Origin of the sequence: Rhizobium cerradonense (assembly GCF_030182455.1) — a bacterium.
Lineage (GTDB): Bacteria > Pseudomonadota > Alphaproteobacteria > Rhizobiales > Rhizobiaceae > Rhizobium.
On the sequence record NZ_JAQJCK010000010.1, the window covers coordinates 150596 to 171032 of the forward strand.

Consider the following 20437-nt stretch of genomic DNA (forward strand, 5'->3'; position numbering starts at 1 on the left):
TCCTGAATTTCTCCGTGCAAATCGATCGTCGGCGACTGTCCGATGCGATAAGCTCCTTTCGAGTGAACGGCCGCTTCTGAAACATAGTTCTGGCAACAAACCACCTGGCTAATGGTTCCGATTCCTTTCAAGGCGAGCAGATATCCTGTTGCATTTTCGGTCAGCCGCCGAGACTTTCATCGGCATATGCGTTTGCTGCTGGCTTTGTGATTGTCAGGAGCTTGGCTGGAAACCACATGCTGCCGGCAGGTGTAGCTTTGCCCGTGGCAGAGGGATTTTGGCTACAGACCCCGATATTTGAACAACCACCAGCCGTCCACGTGCTTCCTTCGTTGGCAGCAAAATCTTAAGCGTTGCGACAGCATGTCCGGACTCCAGCTTGACGACATTCCCCTGCGCAATTTACGGCTGGATAGCAATCTGCTTTGAAAGGTGTCGGGTCGATGTCGGCTGTACGTGCATTTGGAAGATTATCCGATGAGGCAGCGCGGCGCGAACTCGACCGCCTGGCCGCTCTCGACCGGCTGGACATATTAGACACGCCTAGAGACGAGGGGTTCGAACGGCTGGCCCGCCTCATCAAGCAGGTGTTCACAGTCGATATTGGCATCGTCTCGTTCATCGACGCCCACCGTCAGTGGTACAAGGCCTGTTTGGGATTGCCGGCAGACGAGGTTCCCAGGGAAGACACCTTCTGCCGCTACGTCGTGGACTGCGAACAGCCGATCGTCGTGCCCGATGCGAGCCGCGATCCCCGGTTTGCGTCCAATCCTGCCGTGACGGGAGAAGCGCATATCCGGTTTTACGCCGGCGTTCCTCTTAAGACCCGTGATGGTCATACCGTGGGAACCGTCTGCGCCATCGACCGTCAGCCGCGGTCATTTGGAAACAAGGATCTGGCGATCCTGGAAGAGATTGCGGGCGTCGCAATTGATCGCTCGGAGTTGCTGCAGTCGGCTGCCATCGACGTCCTAACGGGCGCGCTGACCCGTCGCGCTTTCAACGAGGAGGCCAGCCGTCTGCTTTCCCTTGCGGCTCGCCATCATCATGACGTGGCGTGTATCGTGCTCGATGTCGACCACTTCAAAAGGATCAACGACACCTATGGCCACGCGGCGGGCGACGAGGTGCTCAAGTCGGTGATCGAGACGTGCCGAGAGCAGCTCCGAGCTGACGATCTGCTTGGGCGTTTGGGTGGTGAAGAATTTGCAATTCTCCTTCCGCATATCGACCAGGCTGCTGCGCTTAAGGTGGCTGAAAAGCTTCGCAGCGCGCTCAATGCAGTTCCGGCCCAACTTGCAGAAAACACGGTGCAGGTTACCGCGAGTTTTGGCGTGACCGCGATGTCGATCATCGCGAAGGACATCGATACGCTTCTCGCCCAAGCTGACGCTGCTATGTATCACGCCAAGCAGGCCGGTCGTAATCGCTGCGAATCATTCGCCGCTCGCTCCGGGTCGCACCAAAGTGCGCGGCGTCGGGTGCTTAAAGCCGGGGTAATCATTTTCAACGAAAGGCACTCAAGCTTCGATTGCACGATCCGTTCTCTCGGACCTGATGGTGCGAACCTCGTTGTGTCGACTGCTTTGGGCATCCCATCGGAGTTCGTGTTGAGCATCCCGGGAGAGGGATTCGAAACCACGTGCCGGATAGTCGCGCAAGACCGTCAGCATCTGGATGTGATGTTCCGGTAGGCTCACATCCAAACAACAAATACCTCGCTTTCCGACCGCGGCCTGCCGCTGATGACGGGATGTAATTCTGGCGCGGCGCGCTTTCAGAGGCCCTTTAGAAACCCAGTTCCGACGATGTTTGCCGTCAGCAGCCGGCCCCGGCGCTGGCAGCAGACCTTCTCCTGGCTGTTTGAGAGCCACGATGGCGATCGAAGGGTACAGTGCCCACCGATGATCGGCGCGAAGGTTTCTTAGCAAGGATTAAGTTTTATCTTGATCGATGGGTGGTGCAAAGCTTCATCCTCTTATAGTTTCACTTAAGGCAATGGAGGTTGCTGGAGGAGGATCCTATGAGTGAAAGAGCCCTGGGCTTTTTGTTGGCTGCAGAAATGTCTGCTCTTTTCTGGGCTGCAGTATTTGTCGTGGTGTTTTCAAACTCGTAACTGTGGCATGCGATGCGTGCCATCGGTAATAGCTCTGCGAGCGGCTGCATTCGGTAAATGCACTCGGGATCGGAAAGCCGATGATCGCGCTTTGCGGCAAGCTCTTGGATTTGCATGAAGACACAACAGTGTGGGTATGTGGAAGTAGCAAGCGTGTGCACCCAAACCGCCCCGACATGGGGCCCCAAGACACACTCCTGCGCACATGTGAGATTTCCGCTCTCGGGTTCAGTCCGCCATAAAATCGCCCCCCAATGGACAGCAGATCACCCCGATATCATCACGGGATACCCTTCTCGAGGCCACATTGTGACTTGATCGTTGCTCGAGCCCGCCCACAGCGAAAGCAAAGCAATGCAACATAATGCCGCTTTCGCCGCATGATCTGAGAGGAGCGAACATGCACACTCGTTATACCAAGACCCTATCGTTGACTGCTGCTGTTTTCAGCCTGACGTTGCTCGGCCAACCATCGTTCTCGCAGGTAATGGCCCAGCAGCAGCCAGCGACTCAGCAACAGCCAGCGGCTCAAGGACAGACTGGTGACAATGGCGCAGCCGCAGCCGTCAGCGATCAAAAAATCGAAGCATTTGCGGTCGCCTATCTCCAGGTCGATAAAGTGAGGCAGGAATATTCGGCCAAGATAGGAGCAACGCCCGATGTAACGGCAAAGCAGAAACTGCAAACCGAAGCTAGCGAGCACATGGTTAAGGCTGTGGAAGGTTCCCCGGGCATTTCGCTAGAGGAATATAAGGCGATTTTGACAGCCGCTCAGAACGATCCGACACTCGCTAAGAGAGTTCAGGACAAGTTTCCGAAATCCGCTCCGGCGCAGCAGTAAGCTGAGTGGAGAACTGCACTGCGCACCTTAAGACAATGCGGTAGCGGCGAATAACCGTAGGCGATCCCCACTTTTGGTCAGGTGGAATGGACGATCACAATTGTTAGTTCTGCCGCGCCAGCTACCGCGACCGCGCGTGAAGCAAGTATCCCCTAAACGTTGGTATAGCCACGGTTAGACCTCAGTCGCGTAGCCTTCGTAGTTGGGCACGAGTAAACCTCTGTCGAACAATGAAAAGCGTTACGGTCGGTGGCATCGATGCCGACCATAATGCAACGGAGGTTCGAAGGTGGAGCGAGCCGTTCGCATTCACAAATATGGTCCGGCCGAGGTGCTCAGTCTCGAACCGCTCGAGGTTCCGTTGCCGGGACCTGGCGAGGCGCTGATCCGCCACACGGCGATCGGGCTCAATTTCGTCGAGGTCTATTTTCGGCGCGGCACGTTCAAGGTGCCGGCGCTTCCGGCTACGCTCGGCAATGAAGGCGCAGGGATCGTCGAAGCCATCGGCCCCGGCGTTACTGGTGTACAAATCGGCGACCGTGTCGTCTATGCCGACGGCCCGCTCGGCGCCTATGCAACGGTCCGCCTCTACCCCGCCGACCAGCTCGTGCACATTCCCGACGCGATCAGTGACAGACAGGCCGCGGCCTCTTTTTTGCGCGGCACAACGGCGCGCATGCTCTTGAAGGAGGTAGCGCCACTCAAAGCTGGCGATACGGTGCTTTTCCATGCCGCGGCCGGCGGAGTCGGCCTGTTATTCACGCAATGGGCGCGTTCGCTCGGCATTCGCGTTATCGGCACCGTGTCCCATGAGAGGAAGGCGGAAGCCGCACGACGCGCCGGCTGCATCGAGGTGATCAACTATGCCACGGAGGATTTCGTCGAGCGTGTCCGAGACATCACGTCCGGCGAGGGCGTCGCGGCCGTGTTCGACGCCGTTGGCCGCGACACCGCGCTCAAATCGCTGGCAACGCTGAAGCCGCGTGGCGTGCTGGCGCTTTTCGGCGAGGCATCCGGCAGCCCGCCTGACATCAATCCGTCCCTGCTGGCGCCGAAATCGCTCTACGTCACCTGGCCGATTCGGCCTGTCTATATGGCGACGCCTGCGCAGCGACAGACCAGCGCAACCGACCTGTTCGATGCGATCGGCGGCGGTATCCTTGATGTCGGACCAAACCAGATCTTCGCTCTCGACGACATCGTTGCGGCCCATCGGGAACTCGAAAGCCGCAAGATCGTCGGCGCCGCCGTCATAACACCGTAAGCCGTTCGCGTCGCTGCGGTCCGCTACAGCCATCCAGGCGGACGCGGAGCCCGCGTTTGTAGGCGCGCTCAATGCCAAGGACAAACTAATCGCCGTCACGGACCAATTGCAGGCGGGAGCTGCAAAAGCGCCACCTGGCAAGGCGGCGGTGCCGGATGATCTTTTCCTGGATCACAGGCGCCATCAAAAGTTCTTCTGACCCCATCGTTCGGCCCATCGTGTACGGAAGAGATCAGCCGAACGCGGTCCTCATAAGTATGGATCCGCGAAGAGGCACTCCGAAATACCGAGTACTCTGATGGACCTGTCGAAAATAAAGACGCTGATCGATTTTGTCGGACGATCGAACATTTCCGAGCTGACGGTAACGGAAAAGGACGTCACGGTACGGATCTTTCGGTCACCGGATCAGACGGCCTCCGCCGCTCCGGAGCAGGTCCTCGATAAATCAGTGGCTGGTTCGGCCGTATCGAGCGGCGATGTTTCGGCAAATGCATCGGCCTCAACCATTACCGTGAAGGCGCCTCTCTTTGGCGTGCTGCATCGCGCACCGGCGCCGGGCGAAGAGCGTTTCGTCAGGGTTGGCGACACGGTGCAGGAGGGACAGATCCTTTTCATCATCGAAGCAATGAAGGTCTTCAACAAGATCGTCGCGCCGCATGCCGGTCGCATTTTGCGCCTGACCGACGTCGATGGCGGTGAAGTCGAAACGGGCGATGTGCTGGCGGAGATTGCGTGATGGCGGAGCCGCTTGATAAAGCTTTGGCGGAACGGCGTTTCGATACGGTTCTCATCGCCAATCGAGGTGAGATTGCCGCGCGGATTCAGCACGCTTGCCGCGAACTCGGTCTGAAGACGGTCGCGATCTGCTCCGAAGCGGACAGGCAGGCATCCTATGGCAAGACGGCCGACAGCTTTCTGTGCATCGGCCCCTCGAACGCGGCCCGGAGTTATCTCAATCAGGATGCAATCCTCCTTGCCGCGCACCTGACCGGGGCCGGCGCGATCCATCCCGGCTATGGGTTTCTGTCGGAAAACGCTGCATTTTCCGACGCCGTTGAGAAGGCCGGCCTTGTCTTCATTGGGCCTGAAGCTTCCTCGATCGCGATCATGGGCGACAAGATATCGGCAAAGCGGGCGATGATCGCCGCCGGTGTGCCCTGCGTGCCCGGCCCCGATACGTCGCTTCCGGACGATCCGGCATCCATCGAACGCATCGCGCAGGAAATTGGCTATCCCGTGATCATAAAGGCCGCGGGCGGCGGAGGTGGAAGAGGGATGCGGGTGGTTTCCGAAGCCGGCGGGCTGCACGAGGCCATCGCTCTGACGCGCGAGGAAGCCCGGCAGGCTTTCGGCTCCCCAGCGCTCTACATGGAGAAGTTTCTCGAACATCCACGGCACATCGAGATTCAGGTGCTCTGCGATAACAATGGCAATGCCATCTGGCTTGGACATCGCGATTGTTCCATGCAGCGTCGGCATCAAAAGGTCGTGGAAGAGGCGCCGGCACCTGGAATTTCATCAGAGGCGATCAAGGCGGTGGGCACGGTCTGCGTCGGAGCCTGCCGGCAGATCCGCTATCGTGGTGTCGGAACCTTCGAATTCCTCTACGAGAATGGCTCGTTCTATTTCATCGAAATGAACACGCGTCTGCAGGTCGAGCATCCGGTCACTGAGATGACCAGCGGGATCGATATTGCGCAGGCACAGATACAAGTCGCTCAAGGTGTTCCCCTGGAAACCAGCCAGGATGATGTGACCTGTACCGGCCATTCCTTCGAATGCCGCATCAATGCCGAGGATCCCGACAGTTTCCTGCCTTCGGTGGGGACTATCACCGATCTTGCCCTTCCCGAGGGGGAGGGTATCCGGGTCGATACCCACATCCATGCCGACTATCGGGTCTCGCCCTATTACGACTCGCTGATTGCGAAGCTGATCGTCCATGCGCCGACTCGAACGGAAGCGATGGCAAGAATGCGTGAGGCCCTTGCCGCCACGCGGATAGAAGGAATTTCCACCAACCTGCCATTGCTGCGCGCATTGTTTGAGGATGAAAGCTTCGCCCGCGGCGAGACGGATATCCACTATCTGGAGCAATGGCTCCAGCATCGGAGGGCGACATGAGCGCGATCGACTTCAGCGATCCGGCGACCATCGCAGTCCTGGCCGATGCCTTGACGGCCGCGGGAGTAGACGGAATTGAAATCTCGAGACCTGGCGGAAATCTGCGTCTCGTGATTTCGGCGGCGGGTGGCGCTCAAGTCAGCACGACAGGAAATGCACGGCCTGGCTTGGCCGTGACACCGGCGGCCACCGTCAAAGCGCCGATTGCGGGTCGCTTCTGCCCTTCACATCCTTCTGCCCCCGTCGAAATCCAGCATCGCCCTCGCGCTGTTTCAGAGCAGGACGTTATCGGCTTCATCCGCATAGGTTCCGTCCTGCTTCCTATTCCCGCGGGCCGGTCCGGTTTGCTGAGCAAACGACTGGCAGAGCCCGATGCCCTGGTCGGTTTCGGTGATCCCCTGTTCGAGATCGAGCCACACTCATGATTGCCAATTCGAACATCCTTGCGCAACGTCGCGAAATCGTCCCCGCCGTCAAAGGCCAGGCGCGGGTTTCCTGCATCGGAGCTCGATCTTTCCTGCTCGAAGCGCCGGGTGAATTTGACCTCTCCGCCCAGCGATGGATCTGGGGCCTGTCACAGACGGTGATCGGCTGGACTGATATCGCAGAAGTGATCCCCGGGATGACCAATCTCCTGGCGATCTTCAAGGAGACGCCAGAGGATCCCGAATTCATTGCAGGCCGGCTTCTCGAGGCATGGAACAATGCTGAGAGCCTCGACCTGGCGGGGAAGATCATCGAAGTCCCCGTCCACTACGGCGGCGCTTACGCGATCGATCTTCCAGCGATCTGCGACTTCAGCGGATTGAGCGACCGCGAGGTGGTGCGCATTCACTATGAGGCCGATTACCGCGTTTTCGCCTTGGGAAGTGCCCCGGGTTTTGCCTATCTGCACGGCCTTGATCCGCGCATTTATATGCCCCGCAAGACCGTTCCGTCGCTGAGGATGGAAAAGGGCAGCGTAACGATCGGAGGAATGCAGACCGGCGTTGCGATGCTGACCGGCCCGAACGGGTGGAACTCCCTCGGCCATGCGGAATTGCAGATGTTCGATCCGACCTCCGCGACGCCGGCTCTGATGGCGCCCGGCGATACCGTGCGCTTTCTGCCGGCAAGGATCGAGCTATGATCGAGATCATCGAAACCGGTTCATTCAACACCGTCCAGGACCTTGGCCGCCCCGGCTATCGTGACATCGGGGTCTCGGCCAGCGGCGCGATGGATCCGCTTGCGGTGAAGATCGGCAATATCCTTATTGGCAATGACGAGGGCGCGGCGGCGATCGAGGTTCAGACCTTTCCGTTCAAACTGCGGTTCGAGACCGATAGCGTCTTTGCCGTCACAGGTGCGGACGGCCATCCGACGCTGGATGGTCGGGAATTGCTTCCATGGTGTACTCACGTCGCCGAGCCGGGTCAGATCCTGGAGCTGAGGCAGCCGCCGAAATTGGCCCGCGCCTATATCCTGTTCGGTGGAGGGCTGGATGTGCCGGTTCTCATGGGCTCGCGCAGCACCGCGCTGCGCGGAGGGTTTGGCGGCAATGCCGGTCGATCGCTCGCTAGGGGCGACAGGATCGGATTTGGCACGGTTTCGGATGCACTCCCTCTGCCATCAAGCGGCATCGCCGCCGTCGAGCCGGCCGTGGCGTTGCGCGATGTCTTCCCGGCTGTGATCGACGGTGTGCTGCCGATCCGGGCGATAGTGGCTGGCGAGCATGAGCTCTTCGCCTCTGACGGCGATGCCTTCTGGGGCCAGACCTGGAGGATATCATCCAGCAGCGACCGGACCGGCTACCGCCTGTCCGGCGAACCGATCAAGCCGTCAGCGACAGTCGAGATGCGCTCTTACGGCATCGTGCCCGGCGTGATCCAGGTCCCGCCCGGTGGCGAGCCGATCATCCAAATGAGCGACGCCAACACCGCGGGTGGCTATCCCAAGATCGCGGGCGTCATCGAATGCGACCTGTGGCGTCTCGGGCAAGCCCGTATTGGAAGCCGGTTGCGGTTCGTTCGCTCGATGCATGCCGAGGCACGCGCGGTTGAGCAGGCCGTTGCCCGCTATGTCGCGGATGTCAGGCGGACATCGCAGGTGGTCAAGCGCGCTTTGAAGGCGATGGCCTGACGGCAAGTGAATGGGTCAAAAGGAGGAAGCCGTGAAGATCGATCTGAATTCCGACATGGGCGAAGGTTTCGGTCCTTATCGGCTATGCGATGATGAGGCGATGATGAGGATCGTTTCCTCCGCCAACGTTGCCTGCGGCTTTCACGGCGGCGATCCGGACACGATGGCGCGCATGGTGCGTCTCGCAAAGGAAAACGGCGTGGGGATCGGCGCGCATCCGGGCTTGCCGGATCGATCCGGTTTCGGCCGGCGCGAGATGCCGTTTCAGCCGGACGAACTGCGGCAGCAGATGCTTTATCAGCTCGGCGCGCTGATTGCGATCGCCAAAAGCCAAGGCATGAGGGTCAGTCATTTCAGCTTTCACGCGGCCATGGGCAATATGGTCAATCGCGATCCAGCGCTCGCCGATCTGATGATGGATGCCATTTTCACCGTCGATCCTCGCCTGGTGATATTCGTCACGGCCGGCAGCGAAATCGAGAAGGCGGCAAAACGCGCGAAACTCAGGACGCTGGCGCTGTTTCTGGCCGACCGCGCCTATGACGCCAGCGGCGCGCTTGTTGCCCGGGGTCTGCCGGGCGCCCTCGTCAAGGACGAGGCTTCTGTTCGGGCGCGGGTGCGCCGTTTCCTGACCGACGGCACCGTGGAGGCCATCGACGGCACCACAATCGCCATGCCGGCCCGGTCGATCCTTGTGCATAGCGATACGCCCGGCTCCTTGGAGCTTGCCCGCATTGTCCGCAGCGAAATCGAGGCTTCCGGCGCCACGCTCGCGCCTGCGGCCGAACTTGCTTCCTGACTGCCTAAAGCATGTCGCGCAAAAGTGTGCAGCGGTTTTGCGACAACGACATGCGCAAAAACAAGAGCTTAAAGCGCAAGGAGCGAATCCCAGAGATCGTGACGTGCTTTAAGGCAACCAATTTTCCCATCTCAGCGAAAGATCATGCCGATGTCTTCCATAGCCGATCGCCTCAAAAACGTCTCCATCTCCGCATCCGCCGCCATGACCCAGCGCGCCAGGGAACTCGCCGCCAAGGGCATCAAGGTTGTCAGTCTCTCGTCCGGCGAGCCGGACTTTCCAACGCCCGCCCATGCGATCGAGGCAGCGCACGCCGCAGCGTTGAACGGCGAGACGAAATATCCGCCGATGGATGGTACGCCGGCGCTGAAGGCTGCGATCAGCAGAAAGTTCAGGCGCGACAACAATCTCGATTACGACGCCAGCCAGATCGTCGTGTCCGGCGGCGGCAAGCAGGTGATCTTCAATGCGATGCTCGCCACCTGCAATCCGGGCGACGAGGTCGTTATTCCCACTCCGTCCTGGGTTAGCTATGCTGACATCGTCAAGTTTGCCGGCGGTGTGCCCGTGGCAGTGCCTTGCTTCGAGCAGGCGGGGTTCAAGCTGCGTCCCGAGGATCTGGAGGCTGCGATTACGCCGCGTACGAAATGGCTTATCCTGAACTTCCCGAACAATCCGACAGGTGCCGCCTGCTCGCGCGCCGAAATGGCCGCGATTGCTGACGTCATGCTGCGCCATCCGCACGTCTGGATCCTGACCGACGATATCTACGAGCACCTGGTCTATGACGGCTTTGAATTCTGCACGATCGCTGATGCCGAACCCAGGCTTTACGACCGTGTCCTGACGATGAACGGAGTTTCGAAAGCCTATGCCATGACCGGCTGGCGGTTGGGATATTGCGCCAGCGGATCGAAGGAGCTGATCGCGGCGATCAGCAACGTCAACGGCCAGAACAGCGGCGGCATCGCCACCGTCTCGCAGGCGGCGGCAATTGCGGCGCTCGACGGACCTCAAGATCTCCTCAAGGAACGGGCGGCCATCTACAGGGAAAGACGCGATTTCGTTCTCAATCAACTGTCGAAGGTCGAAGGGCTGCGTTGCCACAAGCCCGAGGGTGCCTTCTACCTCTATCCCAACATGTCAGCCCTGATAGGCAAGACGACCAAGGGCGGACGCAAGATCGTGACGGATGTCGATTTCGTCATGGCGCTCGTGGAGGAGCATCACGTCGCGACAGTGCAGGGTGCCGCCTATGGCATGAGCCCTTATTTCCGCATCTCCTATGCGACAAGTATGGAAATGCTTGGCGAGGGCTGCGCGCGTATCGCCCAGTTCTGCCGCGATATGCACTGACACCGGATCGTGCCCACCGGCCCGGTTTCCGGGTCGGTGGGCGCGAGGCCCGTTGCCAAATCTAGAGTTTTAGCCGTTCGGTCAGTTCGACAAGGATATCCTTGACGGCGAATGCCGGCTCCGACAGTGAACTCTGATCGGACGTGCAAAGCGACAGCGTTTCCTCGATGCGGGGCGAGACGAGCCGGCAGACAAGAGGCTCGCTCGATTCCGACACGATGCGGTCGGCGATCGCCTTCGGCATGATGGTCGCGCCAAGCCCGCTGCCAACCGCGCGCCCCAGGGTTCGCACGATTTCCACTTCGGCCACGACCTTGAGGTTGATCCGGCTGCGCGTGAAGGCGGCATCGATGGCCCGACGCACGAAATTATAAGCCGGCGGCAACAGCATCGGCATTCCGTCCAGTGCGCTGACCGGCAGGGGCTTCGGGTCTGAATCGATCGCGAAATTGCGATGGGCGACGAAATAGAATTCCTCCCTGAGGATCGGTTCGAACCGTACGCCCTTGATCGGCCCGATGCCGTGGATCAGCGCCATTTCCAGCCGGCCGTTCATGATCATCTGGCTGTAGGTCTGGCCGACGCTCTCGGTCAGATGAAGCAGAATGCCGGGGTGCCGTTTTCTCGTTTCCGCCAGCAGCTCGACCGAGAGAGTGGCAGCACTGCTGAAAGGCACGAGGCCGACCGAAACGCGTCCTGCAAGCGAGTTGCCGGCGGCTGCCGCATCCGTCTGTGCCTGTTCCATCTGACGGAGAATGATCTGGGCATGCCGGTAGACCGCATGTCCGGCATCGGTCATGCTGACGCCCTGCTGGCTTCGGATCAGCAGTTTCTGCCCGAAATGCTCCTCGAGCGCCGCCAACTGCTGGCTCAGCGCCGGCTGGGCGAGGTGCAGGATATCGGCGGCCCGCGTAATGCTGCCGCTGTCAACGATGGCGATGAAGGATTTGAAACGTCTGATATCCATGGCATTGGGTACTATTCTGTCTTCCGGGGCATGTTTGCAGACGCGCATCTGTTTTGCAACGCGCGTCGATGCGGGAAGGCCATGTAGGCTCCGGCAAAAAGGCGCAATTACCCGTGGCAACAGCCCGCTCGCTTGCGGCCGGTCGATCTCCATAAAAGTTGCTTATTACTCCAAAAATAATCGGTCTTAGGCAAGGAGTTGAAGCTCCGCTAATGTCTGCGGCAACAACAAGGGGATCAGAATGCCATTCTCCGATTACAAGACCGCGTTGGTCACCGGCGCCTCCTCCGGTATCGGCGCTGCAGTGGTGGAGCGGCTTCGCCGCGAGAACATCGAAGTGCATGCGATTGCCCGCAGCGCTGGTCCACTGACGGAACTGGCAGAACGTACGGGATGTATCGCTCACGTCATCGATGTGACGGATCGCGCGGCCATCGCCGATCTTACGAACCGCGTTCAGTTCGACATTCTGATCAACAATGCTGGCGTTGACCGGCCGAAGAAATTCCTCCAGGCGGACGAAGAGGACATTGATCTCCTCATCGACGTCAATCTCCGCGCCGTCCTGCATATTTGCCGCCTGATCGTGCCCGGAATGGTGGCTCGCGACCGCGGGCATGTCATCAACATCTCCTCGATTGCCGGCAACTATAATTTCGGCGGCAACTCCACCTATCACGCCGTCAAGGCAGGCGTCGCCATGATGTCGAACCAATTGCGTATCGACGCATTCGGCAAACGCGTCCGCGTGACCGAAATCTGCCCCGGCCGCGTCGCGACCGATATTTTCAACCACGTGCACGGCAGTGATCCCAGCGTGCGCGAACGCTTCATCGATGGGTTCGAGCTGCCGCAGGCCGCCGATATCGCTGACGCAATCGCCTTTGCGATCGCCGCGCCGGTCGCGGTTAATATCGGCCATATGGAGATCACCCCGACATTGCAGGTGATGGGCGGCCTTCAGACGGCCAAGCCTCAGCCCCATGACGCGGAAGGTGCGAAGCCGTGAGCGGGTTCGATCTTTCGGCCATCCTCAGCAATCCGGACTATCAGGCGATGCTCCTGCAGGGCATCGAGATGACTTTCGTCATCTACATCAGCTCCTGGCTGCTTGCCATGACACTCGCCATCCTGCTGTTTGCGCTTCGGATGTCGCCGCTTCGCATCGGTGATCCCATCGTAAAGGCCTACGTTTCCTATCACCGCAATGTGCCGACACTCGTGCAACTAATGCTGTGGTATTTCGGGATCTATTCGTTGATGCCGCAGGGCATCACGGATTGGCTCGCCAACCACAATGCCGAAGCCATTTTCGCGGTGATCGGGCTGGGATTGTGTCAGGCTGCCTATTTCAGCGAGGACTTGCGTTCCGGCCTACGCTCCGTCAGCCCAGGGCAGATGGAAGCAGCCAAGGCGCTCGGGCACGGCTATCTTTCCGCAATGCGTTTCGTGATCATGCCCCAAGGCCTACGCAATGCGCTGCCGCCGCTGATCAATCATAGTGTATCCCTCTTCAAGAACAGCAGTCTCGCCATCGTTGTCGGTGCGTCGGAGCTTACGCATGCGGTGAAGGAAATCGACAATGTCAGTTTCCGCACCTTTGAGATCTATTTGATCGGCACCGTGATCTATCTGTTCTTCTCCCTCATCATCATGGCCCTGGGCGCATTTCTTTCCATGCGGTCCGATCCGGTGCGGAGGGCGCGCGCATGATCCAGGACGTTATCAACATCATCCATGACTATTGGCTTTTGTTGCTGATCGGCCAGTATCCCAATGGCCCGCTGGGCGGCCTTGCCAATACCCTCATTCTCTCGGCGCTCGCCATCGCGCTCGCATTCCCCGTCAGCATCCTGCTAGCCATGGCGCGCCTTTCCAAATGGGCGGTCCTCCGGTGGCCGGTGACGGGCCTGGTCTACATCACACGCGGCGTTCCGCTGCTGATGCTGATCCTTTGGTCGTATTTCCTCGTTCCGCTCTGGACCGGCGCGGACGTGCCGAGTTTCCTGATCATGCTGGTGACGCTGGTGATCTATGAGGGGGCGTTCTTGAGCGAGGTCGTGCGGGCCGGCATCGTTTCACTCGGTCAAGGGCAAACGGATGCCGCCAGGGCTCTCGGCCATAGCTATATCGGCGCGATGCGCTTCGTGATCCTGCCGCAGGCGCTCTACAATATGATCCCGAGCATGATCTCGACCTTCGTCTCGACGATCAAGGATACGACGCTTGGTTACGTCATCAATGTGCCGGACCTGACCTTTGCCGCGAGCCAGGTGAACAACCAACTGCTCTCGCAGCCTTTCCAGGTCTTCTTCATTCTCGCCGTGGCCTACTATCTGCTCTGCTGGAGCCTGACCCACATTGCCAACACGGTTGAAAAGCGAATTGCCCGCAGGCGTGCAGGGCCAAGCAAAGTTCGCCTTCGCACCGACGTCCTTCCCCTCAAGACATTTACGGAGCAGCTATGAGCATCCCAGTTTCCGGGCCGCAGGACGCTCAGGAGATACGTCTTCATGAGGTCTGCAAGAATTATGGTCATTATCCGGTGTTGAAGAACATCAACGCCGCCGTCAGCCGCGGCGAGGTGGTCGTCATTTGCGGGCCGTCCGGTTCCGGCAAATCCACCCTGATCCGCACGATCAACAGGCTGGAAGAGATCAATAGCGGTTCGATCAGTTTTGAGGGAAAGAATATTCACGCCCCGATGGGCGGTGCCGAACTCAACCGGCTGCGTAGCCGGATCGGTTTCGTTTTCCAGAATTTCAACCTGTTTCCCCATTTGTCCGTCATCGACAACGTTTCCATGTCGCCAATCCGCGTCAAGGGCGTGCCGGCGAACATGGCGCGCGACAAGGCCATTACGCTGCTCGATCGAGTGGGCCTTGCCGACAAGGCAAATGCCTATCCCGGCCAGCTTTCAGGCGGTCAGCAGCAGCGCGTGGCAATCGCCCGCGCGCTCGCGATGGAGCCGCCCGTCATGCTCTTTGACGAACCGACGAGCGCGCTCGATCCGGAGATGGTGGGCGAAGTGCTGAGCGTCATGAAAAGCCTGGCGGCCGAAGGGATGACCATGCTCTGCGTCACCCACGAAATGGGCTTCGCCCGCGATGTGGCGGACCGGATCTGGTTCATCGACGCAGGCGAGATCCTGGAAACCGCTCCTCCGGAGGAATTCTTCAAAAATCCTCGCCATCCCCGAGCGCAGCGCTTTCTTTCCGATCTGCGCCACTAAGTATCTGAAATCAATAATAAGGAGAACAGCAATGAACTGGAAATACCTCACCGTAACGCTGGCACTCGCGGGCACCGCTGTCGCCATGCCGGCCAAGGCCGACCAACTTGACACGATCATGTCGGCCAAGACGCTGCGCTGCGCGACCTATGCGGATGTTCCGCCGTTTTCCTCGCCTGATCCGAAGACCCGCGAAATGGCTGGATTCGACGTCGATCTGTGCAAGGCGATCGCGAATGAACTTGGCGTAAAGGCCGAGATCAAGCCGATTTCGGTCGAGGCGCGTGTCCCGGAAGTCAAGCTTGGCCGGGTCGACATCACGGTCGCCAACCTTGCCTATACGCTGAGCCGCGCGGAGCAGATCCAATTCAGCGATCCCTATTATGTCGCCAAGGAAATGCTCATTGTTCCCGCCGATGACGCCGGTAAGAAGAAGGCCGATTACGAGGGCCAGCGTCTCGCCTCGACCAAGGGCTCGACCTCGGAGCTGGCGATCAAACTCAACAAATCCGACCCGCTGACCTTTCAAGATACGGGCTCTGCCTACCTTGCCGTTCAGCAGGGGAAGGCGCGCGGCATGGTCGCGAACACCATGACGACGACGCTGCTTGTCAATCAGTCGAAGACCAAGGGCAAGCAGATGCGCATGATCGATGAGCCCATGCTGCTGGAGCCGGTCGGTATCGGCATGCAGAAGGATCAGCCTGCGCTGACCGCAAAGGTCAATACAATCCTGCACAAGCTGGATGACTCCGGCGAGATCAACAAGATCTGGGAAAAGTGGCTTGGTCCGAACACGGAATACAAGATGACCCGCAACGAGAAGGTCGTACCGATCACCGAGTTGAAGTTCGACCCGATCCCCTGACGCCGCATCTTCGCGCCTGATCGATTGTCGATCCGAAAATCATTGTTCATTGCCGGCGGCGGTATGCCTGCCGCCGGCCTAAACCATGAGAAGTTTCCATGACCCACATCAAAGATATCGCCGAGCGGCCGAGCAAGCCAGACATCGAAGCGCTCGCCAAATTCTCGCCCGCAACGATCCATGAGGCCCAGGGCCGCCGTGGCGCGCTCTCCTCGCGTCTGAAGCCCGTGGACTATCGCATGAAGCTTTGCGGCCCGGCTTTCACGGTGAAGTGCGCACCGCGCGACAACATCATGCTGCAGCTTGCGATCAACTACGCCAAACCGGGCGACATCATCGTCGTGTCTGCGGGAGAATACGAGGAAGCGGGCTCCTTCGGCGATGTTCTGGCCAATGCTTGCCTTTCCAAGGGCATCGGCGGCTTGGTGACCGATACCGGCGTGCGCGACACGCTTCAATTGAGGGAGCTCGGGTTTCCGGTCTTCTCGCTCAGCGTCTGCATCAAAGGCACGGTCAAGGAGACGCTCGCTGCGGTCAACGACCCCATCATCGTCGGCGGAGAGATCATCAATCCCGGTGATATCATCGTCGGCGACGCGGATGGTCTTGTCGTCGTTCGCAGAGAGGAAGCGCGGGAGGTCGCGCGGCTTTCGCAGGCGCGTGACGATGCCGAAGCGGGCTACATCGAAGCCTATAGGCAAGGCAAATCGGTCATCGAAGTCAGCAAGCTTGAACCGGTGCTGAAAGCCAAGGGCCTCATCGTCGATATCTGACCAGTTATTTCCCGATCAGGCCGCCCAGCTGCTATTCGAAACCTAGTGTCCTGCCTCATCCATCGCAAAGGCGACTTGCAGTTCCATCTGAACCGCATGCATGAAGCGGCTCGCTTGGCGCGATATAGCCTCCTCGGTCATACCTTGCCGCTCGAGCGCAGCGGCAAGCGCCGCCATCTCCGACCGCCAGAAACGGTTAGCTTCCTCGCCATGAAGGCGCTGGAGAGCTTCTGCGCATCGTTTGACTTCGGCTACGCGCCGATCGGCAGGAAACTGTACAACCGTCATGCTGTCTTCGTCCTTGTAAGTCGAATCACCTCAGAATGACGCAGCATTGCCGCCGGACCTTCACAAATGGTGAACCGGCCGTTTTGGCTTGCTTTTTCGATCTGCAATGGCAGCTCATCCGGCAATGCCATCGCGTCTCATGAACGGGACGAGGCGCAACTTGAGATCTGTAACTGGCCCAATTGTTGCGTTCGTAAATGGCCCTGTAGACGCGCCCGTGCAGCCGCCGCGTTGTGGAACATTCCTATGCAACCGGAGTTCATATGTATGGCTTTGTGCTGCCAAGCCTCTCATGCGTTGTGATGTGGTCTGATGGCGGCGCTCGCCGCGCCTCCGGGAGGCATTACGATGGCCCAGCCTATGATCACCCACAATCCTCACAGCACGGCAAGCATTGCCGGCCACCCTGTCCACGCAATGCTGATTCCATTCCCGATCGCCTTCTTCGTCGCGACCTTCGTTTGCGACCTCGTCTTTTGGCGAACCGGCAATGCAGCCTGGGCCACCGGCTCGCTCTGGCTGCTCGGGGCCGGCCTGATCATGGCCGCCCTGGCCGCTGTTGCCGGCCTCACCGATGTCCTTGGCGACGCTCAGATCCGTAACCTTCAGGACTTATGGTTTCACGCCGGCGGCAACGTCCTTGTCGTCCTGATCGAGCTTTACAACTGGTACTCGCGATATGCCCACGCAGAGGCGGCGGTGGTGCCGGTTGGCCTCGTCCTGTCGCTGATCGTTGTCCTCATCCTCCTGTTCACGGGTTGGAAGGGCTGGGGAATGGTCTATCGGCACCATGTCGGCGTCGCGGATGAATCGGACGAAATGCGCTGAATACTGTCAGCGTGATTGTAGTCGGCCCCGCTTGATGCAAAAGAATCCGGTCGGCGGACTGGAGAAGGTCCTGTAAACCAACGCCAGAGGTCCTGCGTTGCACCTGTTGCCGCGTTGCACTGGGCCTGCCAATCGCGCCTACGCGCTTGTTGTCAGAGTAGAGATCTGATCGGTATCGTAGCGGCTCCGCAAGTCGGCAAGCGCGCTTGGGTCGGGAGAGCCGTGTGCAGCGAGCTTCGCAAGCTCTTCGAAATAATGCTCGTGTCCGGGCGGAGAGACGGTCATCAGCACGCGCGCCGGCTTTTCGCTGACATTGGTGATGTTGTGCGGCACGCCCGCTGGAATGAACAGGTAGGTACCCGGGGTAGCGCGGATCGTTTTTTCGCCGACGTGCCAGAGGCATTCGCCGTCGAGCATGTAGAAGGTTTCCTCCTGCACGCGATGGATATGCCGGCCGGTGGCAAACCCGGCTGGGATCGTCCAGTCGAACATGCTCGTGTGTCTCGTATCCTCGCCGGTGACGAGAAACACCATGGGATGGCCACGCAGCATGACCCCCTTGTTCTCGTCAGGCATGCGGATGACAGGGGCGGCGCTCATCTTATCCTCCATTGGCTCGGTGCTGCTTCCGCAAGCACCCACCCAGAATGCCACCGCCCTGTCGGATAGTCCTGAAGTCGTTCCGAAATTGTTGCGAAAAGATCGCAAACGGTATCTTCTTCAGGAATGGTTACAAGCCTCACGTTTGGCCCATTTCGCCTCGACGCCGATGCCGGGATCCTGTTCCACGGCGACAAGCCGACGCCGCTCGGTCAGCGGGCGGTTGCGTTGCTTGCGCTGCTCTTGGAGCGGTCGGGTTCACCGGTTTCGAAGGAAGCGCTAATCGAGACTGCATGGCCCGGGCTCGCCATAGAGGACAGCAACCTGACGGTCCAGATCGCGGCGGTGCGGCGGGCTCTCGAAAACCTTAGCGGTGGCGGATGCTGGATAGAGACGCTGCCACGACGCGGCTATCGCTATGTCGGACCGGCGGTCGCAGTTGATGGTCCTGATTCAGCAGCCGCGGTCTTGGCTACGACAACGCCGACATTGCCAGACAAGCCTTCGATCGCGGTTTTACCGTTCTCCAACCTGAGCGGCGATCCTGAACAGGATTATTTCACTGACGGGATGGTTGACGACATCATCACCGGCCTGGCGCGCATCAATTGGCTGCTCGTCATCGCGCGTAACTCGACCTTCATCTACAAGGGTCGCGCGGTGGACGTGAAGCAGGTCGCCCACGAGCTCGGTGTCCGCTACGTGCTCGAAGGCAGCGTGCGGAAAGCCGGTGGCAGTGTGCGCGTGACCGGCCAGATGATCGATGCATCGACCGGCGCTCACGTATGGGCTCAGCGGTACGACCGCAGCTCTACCGATATTTTTGCGCTTCAGGACGAGATCGCCTTATCGGCTGTCGGTGCAATCGCACCCAGCCTGCGGCGTGCCGAAATCGATAGGGTGAAGCGCAAGCGTCCCGACAGTCTCGATGCATATGATCTTGTGCTGCGGGCGCAGCTCGACGTGGATTCCGGCATGCCGGACCGGGTTGCGCGAGCGCTCGTGCTGCTCGATCGTGCCATCGAACTCGATCCGGGTTATGCGCTGGCGCATGGCAATGCCGCGATGTGCCATCATTGCCTCTTCCTGCGCGCCGGCCTGCAGGAAGCCAACCGTGCCGCTTCGATACGCCATGCCCGCTCAGCGATCCTCCACGGGCAGGATGATGCATCCGCCCTTACCCTTGCGGGTTTTTCCATCGGCATGGATGGACATGACCGGAAGGCTGCTTTCACCGCACTGGAAGCCGCACTCGCCATCAGCCCGTCATCTGCCCTGACCTATATCTTGGGAAGCGTCATTCTCGGATGGGGCGGAGAAGCAGAGCGGGCCATCGAGTGGAGCGAGCGGGGCATGCGGCTGAGCCCATTTGACTCATGGGCTTTTGCCGCATTCGATGCGCAAGCGATGAGTCATTTGCTGCTTGGCCGCTATGATGAAGCCTGTCGCGCAGCCTACAAGTCTGTTCAGGCCAATCCCGCACACAGCATCACCCATGTGCAATTGGCTGCCGCCCTGGCCAAGCTCGGCCGGCTGGAAGAAGCGAGGGCAGCCGCTGCGCGGGTGCTTGAGCTGCATCCAACGTTTCACTTCGGCCGCCAGTTTGCAGGCGTCGACTGTGCGCCGGCGCTCGCGCAATGCCTTGGTGATGCGCTACGTGCTGCCGGCCTGCCGGAGTAGCGCGCATCGACCCTGCCGGCGCCTTCGACGGGGTCTGCGTTCGGATCCCATAACGAGCAGATATTCGGCGCCTTGAAAGTAATTTTCAGCAACAGAAGCGAGATATGTTTCCGGATAATCGCAGATCGGCTTCGCAGAACTTACGGTTCTGAGATCGAGTGAGAATATAGTCAACTTTCTACGGCGTTGCTTCGGCTAAAGCGCCGGCGACGCGATAACTGGGCCCTGCCGTCCTCGATTACGTGATTGCGGCCAAGATAGCGTGCAGCATTCTCAGTTACGGTGGTCGTTTTGTACCAGCCCACACCGCCGAAGGTAGGCCCGTGTTCTGCATAAAGAGACGACTGCGTGCCGGATCGACCGCACGTCTGCGCAGTGACTGTGAACAGACCAAAAATGGTCAACAAATTGTTAGTCATGAGGCTTGCGCGCCGCGATATTAACTGCTTCAGAGGAAATAAATAAGAATCTACTTTGCAAGTAGATGTGATTTCGTCTACCTAGTGGATGAATAAGCCTGGAAGTATATTAGCAAAGTACTGTTTTTGGGGAAGGGTACTATTTTGGTTTATAGAAA

At 59.4% G+C, this 20437-nt stretch carries 21 protein-coding genes; 18 read left to right on the forward strand and 3 right to left on the reverse strand.

Translation table 11 applies throughout. The features are described 5' to 3' along the window. Positions 1 to 443 precede the first annotated feature (443 nt). From PH547_RS22165 to PH547_RS22210, 10 genes are all read left to right on the forward strand, one after another. The gene (locus PH547_RS22165) at positions 444 to 1694 is read left to right on the forward strand and encodes a sensor domain-containing diguanylate cyclase (RefSeq protein ID WP_285169511.1); all 1251 of its coding nucleotides are present in this window, start codon (positions 444 to 446) and stop codon (positions 1692 to 1694) included. Between the two features lie 822 nt (positions 1695 to 2516). Further along, on the forward strand, positions 2517 to 2957 hold the full coding sequence (locus PH547_RS22170) for a DUF4168 domain-containing protein (RefSeq protein ID WP_285169512.1): 441 nt from the start codon (positions 2517 to 2519) through the stop codon (positions 2955 to 2957). A 289-nt stretch (positions 2958 to 3246) separates the two neighbouring features. Then, positions 3247 to 4221, forward strand: coding sequence for a quinone oxidoreductase family protein (locus tag PH547_RS22175; protein ID WP_285169513.1), 975 nt, complete (start codon positions 3247 to 3249; stop codon positions 4219 to 4221). 298 nt (positions 4222 to 4519) lie between these two features. Continuing rightward, positions 4520 to 4960: an acetyl-CoA carboxylase biotin carboxyl carrier protein gene (locus PH547_RS22180; protein ID WP_283052452.1), complete on the forward strand. Its 441-nt coding sequence runs from the start codon at positions 4520 to 4522 to the stop codon at positions 4958 to 4960. Next, positions 4960 to 6348, forward strand: a complete 1389-nt coding sequence (locus PH547_RS22185) for an acetyl-CoA carboxylase biotin carboxylase subunit (protein WP_285169514.1) — start codon at positions 4960 to 4962, stop codon at positions 6346 to 6348. The genes PH547_RS22180 and PH547_RS22185 overlap by 1 nt, the downstream gene beginning before the upstream one ends. After that, on the forward strand, positions 6345 to 6773 hold the full coding sequence (locus PH547_RS22190; RefSeq protein ID WP_285169515.1) for an acetyl-CoA carboxylase: 429 nt from the start codon (positions 6345 to 6347) through the stop codon (positions 6771 to 6773). Before PH547_RS22185 ends, PH547_RS22190 begins: the two co-directional genes overlap by 4 nt. Beyond that, the gene (pxpB, locus tag PH547_RS22195; protein WP_285169516.1) at positions 6770 to 7477 is read left to right on the forward strand and encodes a 5-oxoprolinase subunit PxpB; all 708 of its coding nucleotides are present in this window, start codon (positions 6770 to 6772) and stop codon (positions 7475 to 7477) included. Before PH547_RS22190 ends, pxpB begins: the two co-directional genes overlap by 4 nt. Further along, positions 7474 to 8469 carry a 5-oxoprolinase subunit C family protein gene (locus PH547_RS22200; protein WP_285169517.1) on the forward strand — a complete coding sequence of 332 codons (996 nt, stop codon included), beginning with the start codon at positions 7474 to 7476 and terminating at the stop codon, positions 8467 to 8469. Before pxpB ends, PH547_RS22200 begins: the two co-directional genes overlap by 4 nt. Before the next feature lie 31 nt (positions 8470 to 8500). Continuing rightward, on the forward strand, positions 8501 to 9268 hold the full coding sequence (locus PH547_RS22205) for a 5-oxoprolinase subunit PxpA (RefSeq protein ID WP_285169518.1): 768 nt from the start codon (positions 8501 to 8503) through the stop codon (positions 9266 to 9268). Positions 9269 to 9418: 150 nt separating this feature from the next. Beyond that, positions 9419 to 10624, forward strand: coding sequence for a pyridoxal phosphate-dependent aminotransferase (locus PH547_RS22210; RefSeq protein WP_285169535.1), 1206 nt, complete (start codon positions 9419 to 9421; stop codon positions 10622 to 10624). A gap of 61 nt (positions 10625 to 10685) precedes the next feature. On the opposite strand, the gene nac is transcribed toward PH547_RS22210, so the two are convergent. Continuing rightward, positions 10686 to 11639, reverse strand: a complete 954-nt coding sequence (nac, locus tag PH547_RS22215; protein WP_457901769.1) for a nitrogen assimilation transcriptional regulator NAC — start codon at positions 11637 to 11639, stop codon at positions 10686 to 10688. A gap of 193 nt (positions 11640 to 11832) precedes the next feature. On the opposite strand from nac, the gene PH547_RS22220 reads away from it, so the two are divergent. The 6 genes from PH547_RS22220 to PH547_RS22245 all read left to right on the forward strand — a co-directional run bounded on the left by PH547_RS22220 (position 11833) and on the right by PH547_RS22245 (position 16464). Then, positions 11833 to 12600 (forward strand): SDR family oxidoreductase, encoded by a 768-nt coding sequence (locus tag PH547_RS22220; protein ID WP_285169520.1) that lies wholly within the window; start codon positions 11833 to 11835, stop codon positions 12598 to 12600. Then, positions 12597 to 13304, forward strand: coding sequence for an amino acid ABC transporter permease (locus tag PH547_RS22225; protein ID WP_285169521.1), 708 nt, complete (start codon positions 12597 to 12599; stop codon positions 13302 to 13304). The genes PH547_RS22220 and PH547_RS22225 overlap by 4 nt, the downstream gene beginning before the upstream one ends. Next, on the forward strand, positions 13301 to 14059 hold the full coding sequence (locus PH547_RS22230; protein WP_285169522.1) for an amino acid ABC transporter permease: 759 nt from the start codon (positions 13301 to 13303) through the stop codon (positions 14057 to 14059). Before PH547_RS22225 ends, PH547_RS22230 begins: the two co-directional genes overlap by 4 nt. Beyond that, the gene (locus tag PH547_RS22235) at positions 14056 to 14823 is read left to right on the forward strand and encodes an amino acid ABC transporter ATP-binding protein (RefSeq protein ID WP_285169523.1); all 768 of its coding nucleotides are present in this window, start codon (positions 14056 to 14058) and stop codon (positions 14821 to 14823) included. The genes PH547_RS22230 and PH547_RS22235 overlap by 4 nt, the downstream gene beginning before the upstream one ends. 31 nt (positions 14824 to 14854) lie before the next feature. Continuing rightward, positions 14855 to 15691: an ABC transporter substrate-binding protein gene (locus PH547_RS22240; RefSeq protein WP_285169524.1), complete on the forward strand. Its 837-nt coding sequence runs from the start codon at positions 14855 to 14857 to the stop codon at positions 15689 to 15691. A 98-nt stretch (positions 15692 to 15789) separates the two neighbouring features. Beyond that, positions 15790 to 16464 (forward strand): 4-carboxy-4-hydroxy-2-oxoadipate aldolase/oxaloacetate decarboxylase, encoded by a 675-nt coding sequence (locus tag PH547_RS22245; RefSeq protein WP_285169525.1) that lies wholly within the window; start codon positions 15790 to 15792, stop codon positions 16462 to 16464. A gap of 42 nt (positions 16465 to 16506) precedes the next feature. Here PH547_RS22245 and PH547_RS22250 read toward each other — a convergent pair whose 3' ends face one another. Then, positions 16507 to 16752 (reverse strand): DUF6074 family protein, encoded by a 246-nt coding sequence (locus PH547_RS22250; protein ID WP_104827497.1) that lies wholly within the window; start codon positions 16750 to 16752, stop codon positions 16507 to 16509. A 348-nt stretch (positions 16753 to 17100) separates the two neighbouring features. Here PH547_RS22250 and PH547_RS22255 point away from each other — a divergent pair, with 348 nt between their 5' ends. Beyond that, the gene (locus PH547_RS22255; protein WP_283052440.1) at positions 17101 to 17580 is read left to right on the forward strand and encodes a DUF2231 domain-containing protein; all 480 of its coding nucleotides are present in this window, start codon (positions 17101 to 17103) and stop codon (positions 17578 to 17580) included. 138 nt (positions 17581 to 17718) lie between these two features. Here the strand turns inward: PH547_RS22255 and PH547_RS22260 are convergent, their stop codons facing one another. Further along, positions 17719 to 18180 (reverse strand): cupin domain-containing protein, encoded by a 462-nt coding sequence (locus tag PH547_RS22260; protein WP_104827967.1) that lies wholly within the window; start codon positions 18178 to 18180, stop codon positions 17719 to 17721. A gap of 126 nt (positions 18181 to 18306) precedes the next feature. Between PH547_RS22260 and PH547_RS22265 the strand changes: the two genes are divergently transcribed. Then, entirely contained in the window at positions 18307 to 19860 is a 1554-nt protein-coding gene (locus PH547_RS22265; RefSeq protein ID WP_285169526.1) for a winged helix-turn-helix domain-containing tetratricopeptide repeat protein, read from the forward strand. Positions 19861 to 20437 lie beyond the last annotated feature (577 nt).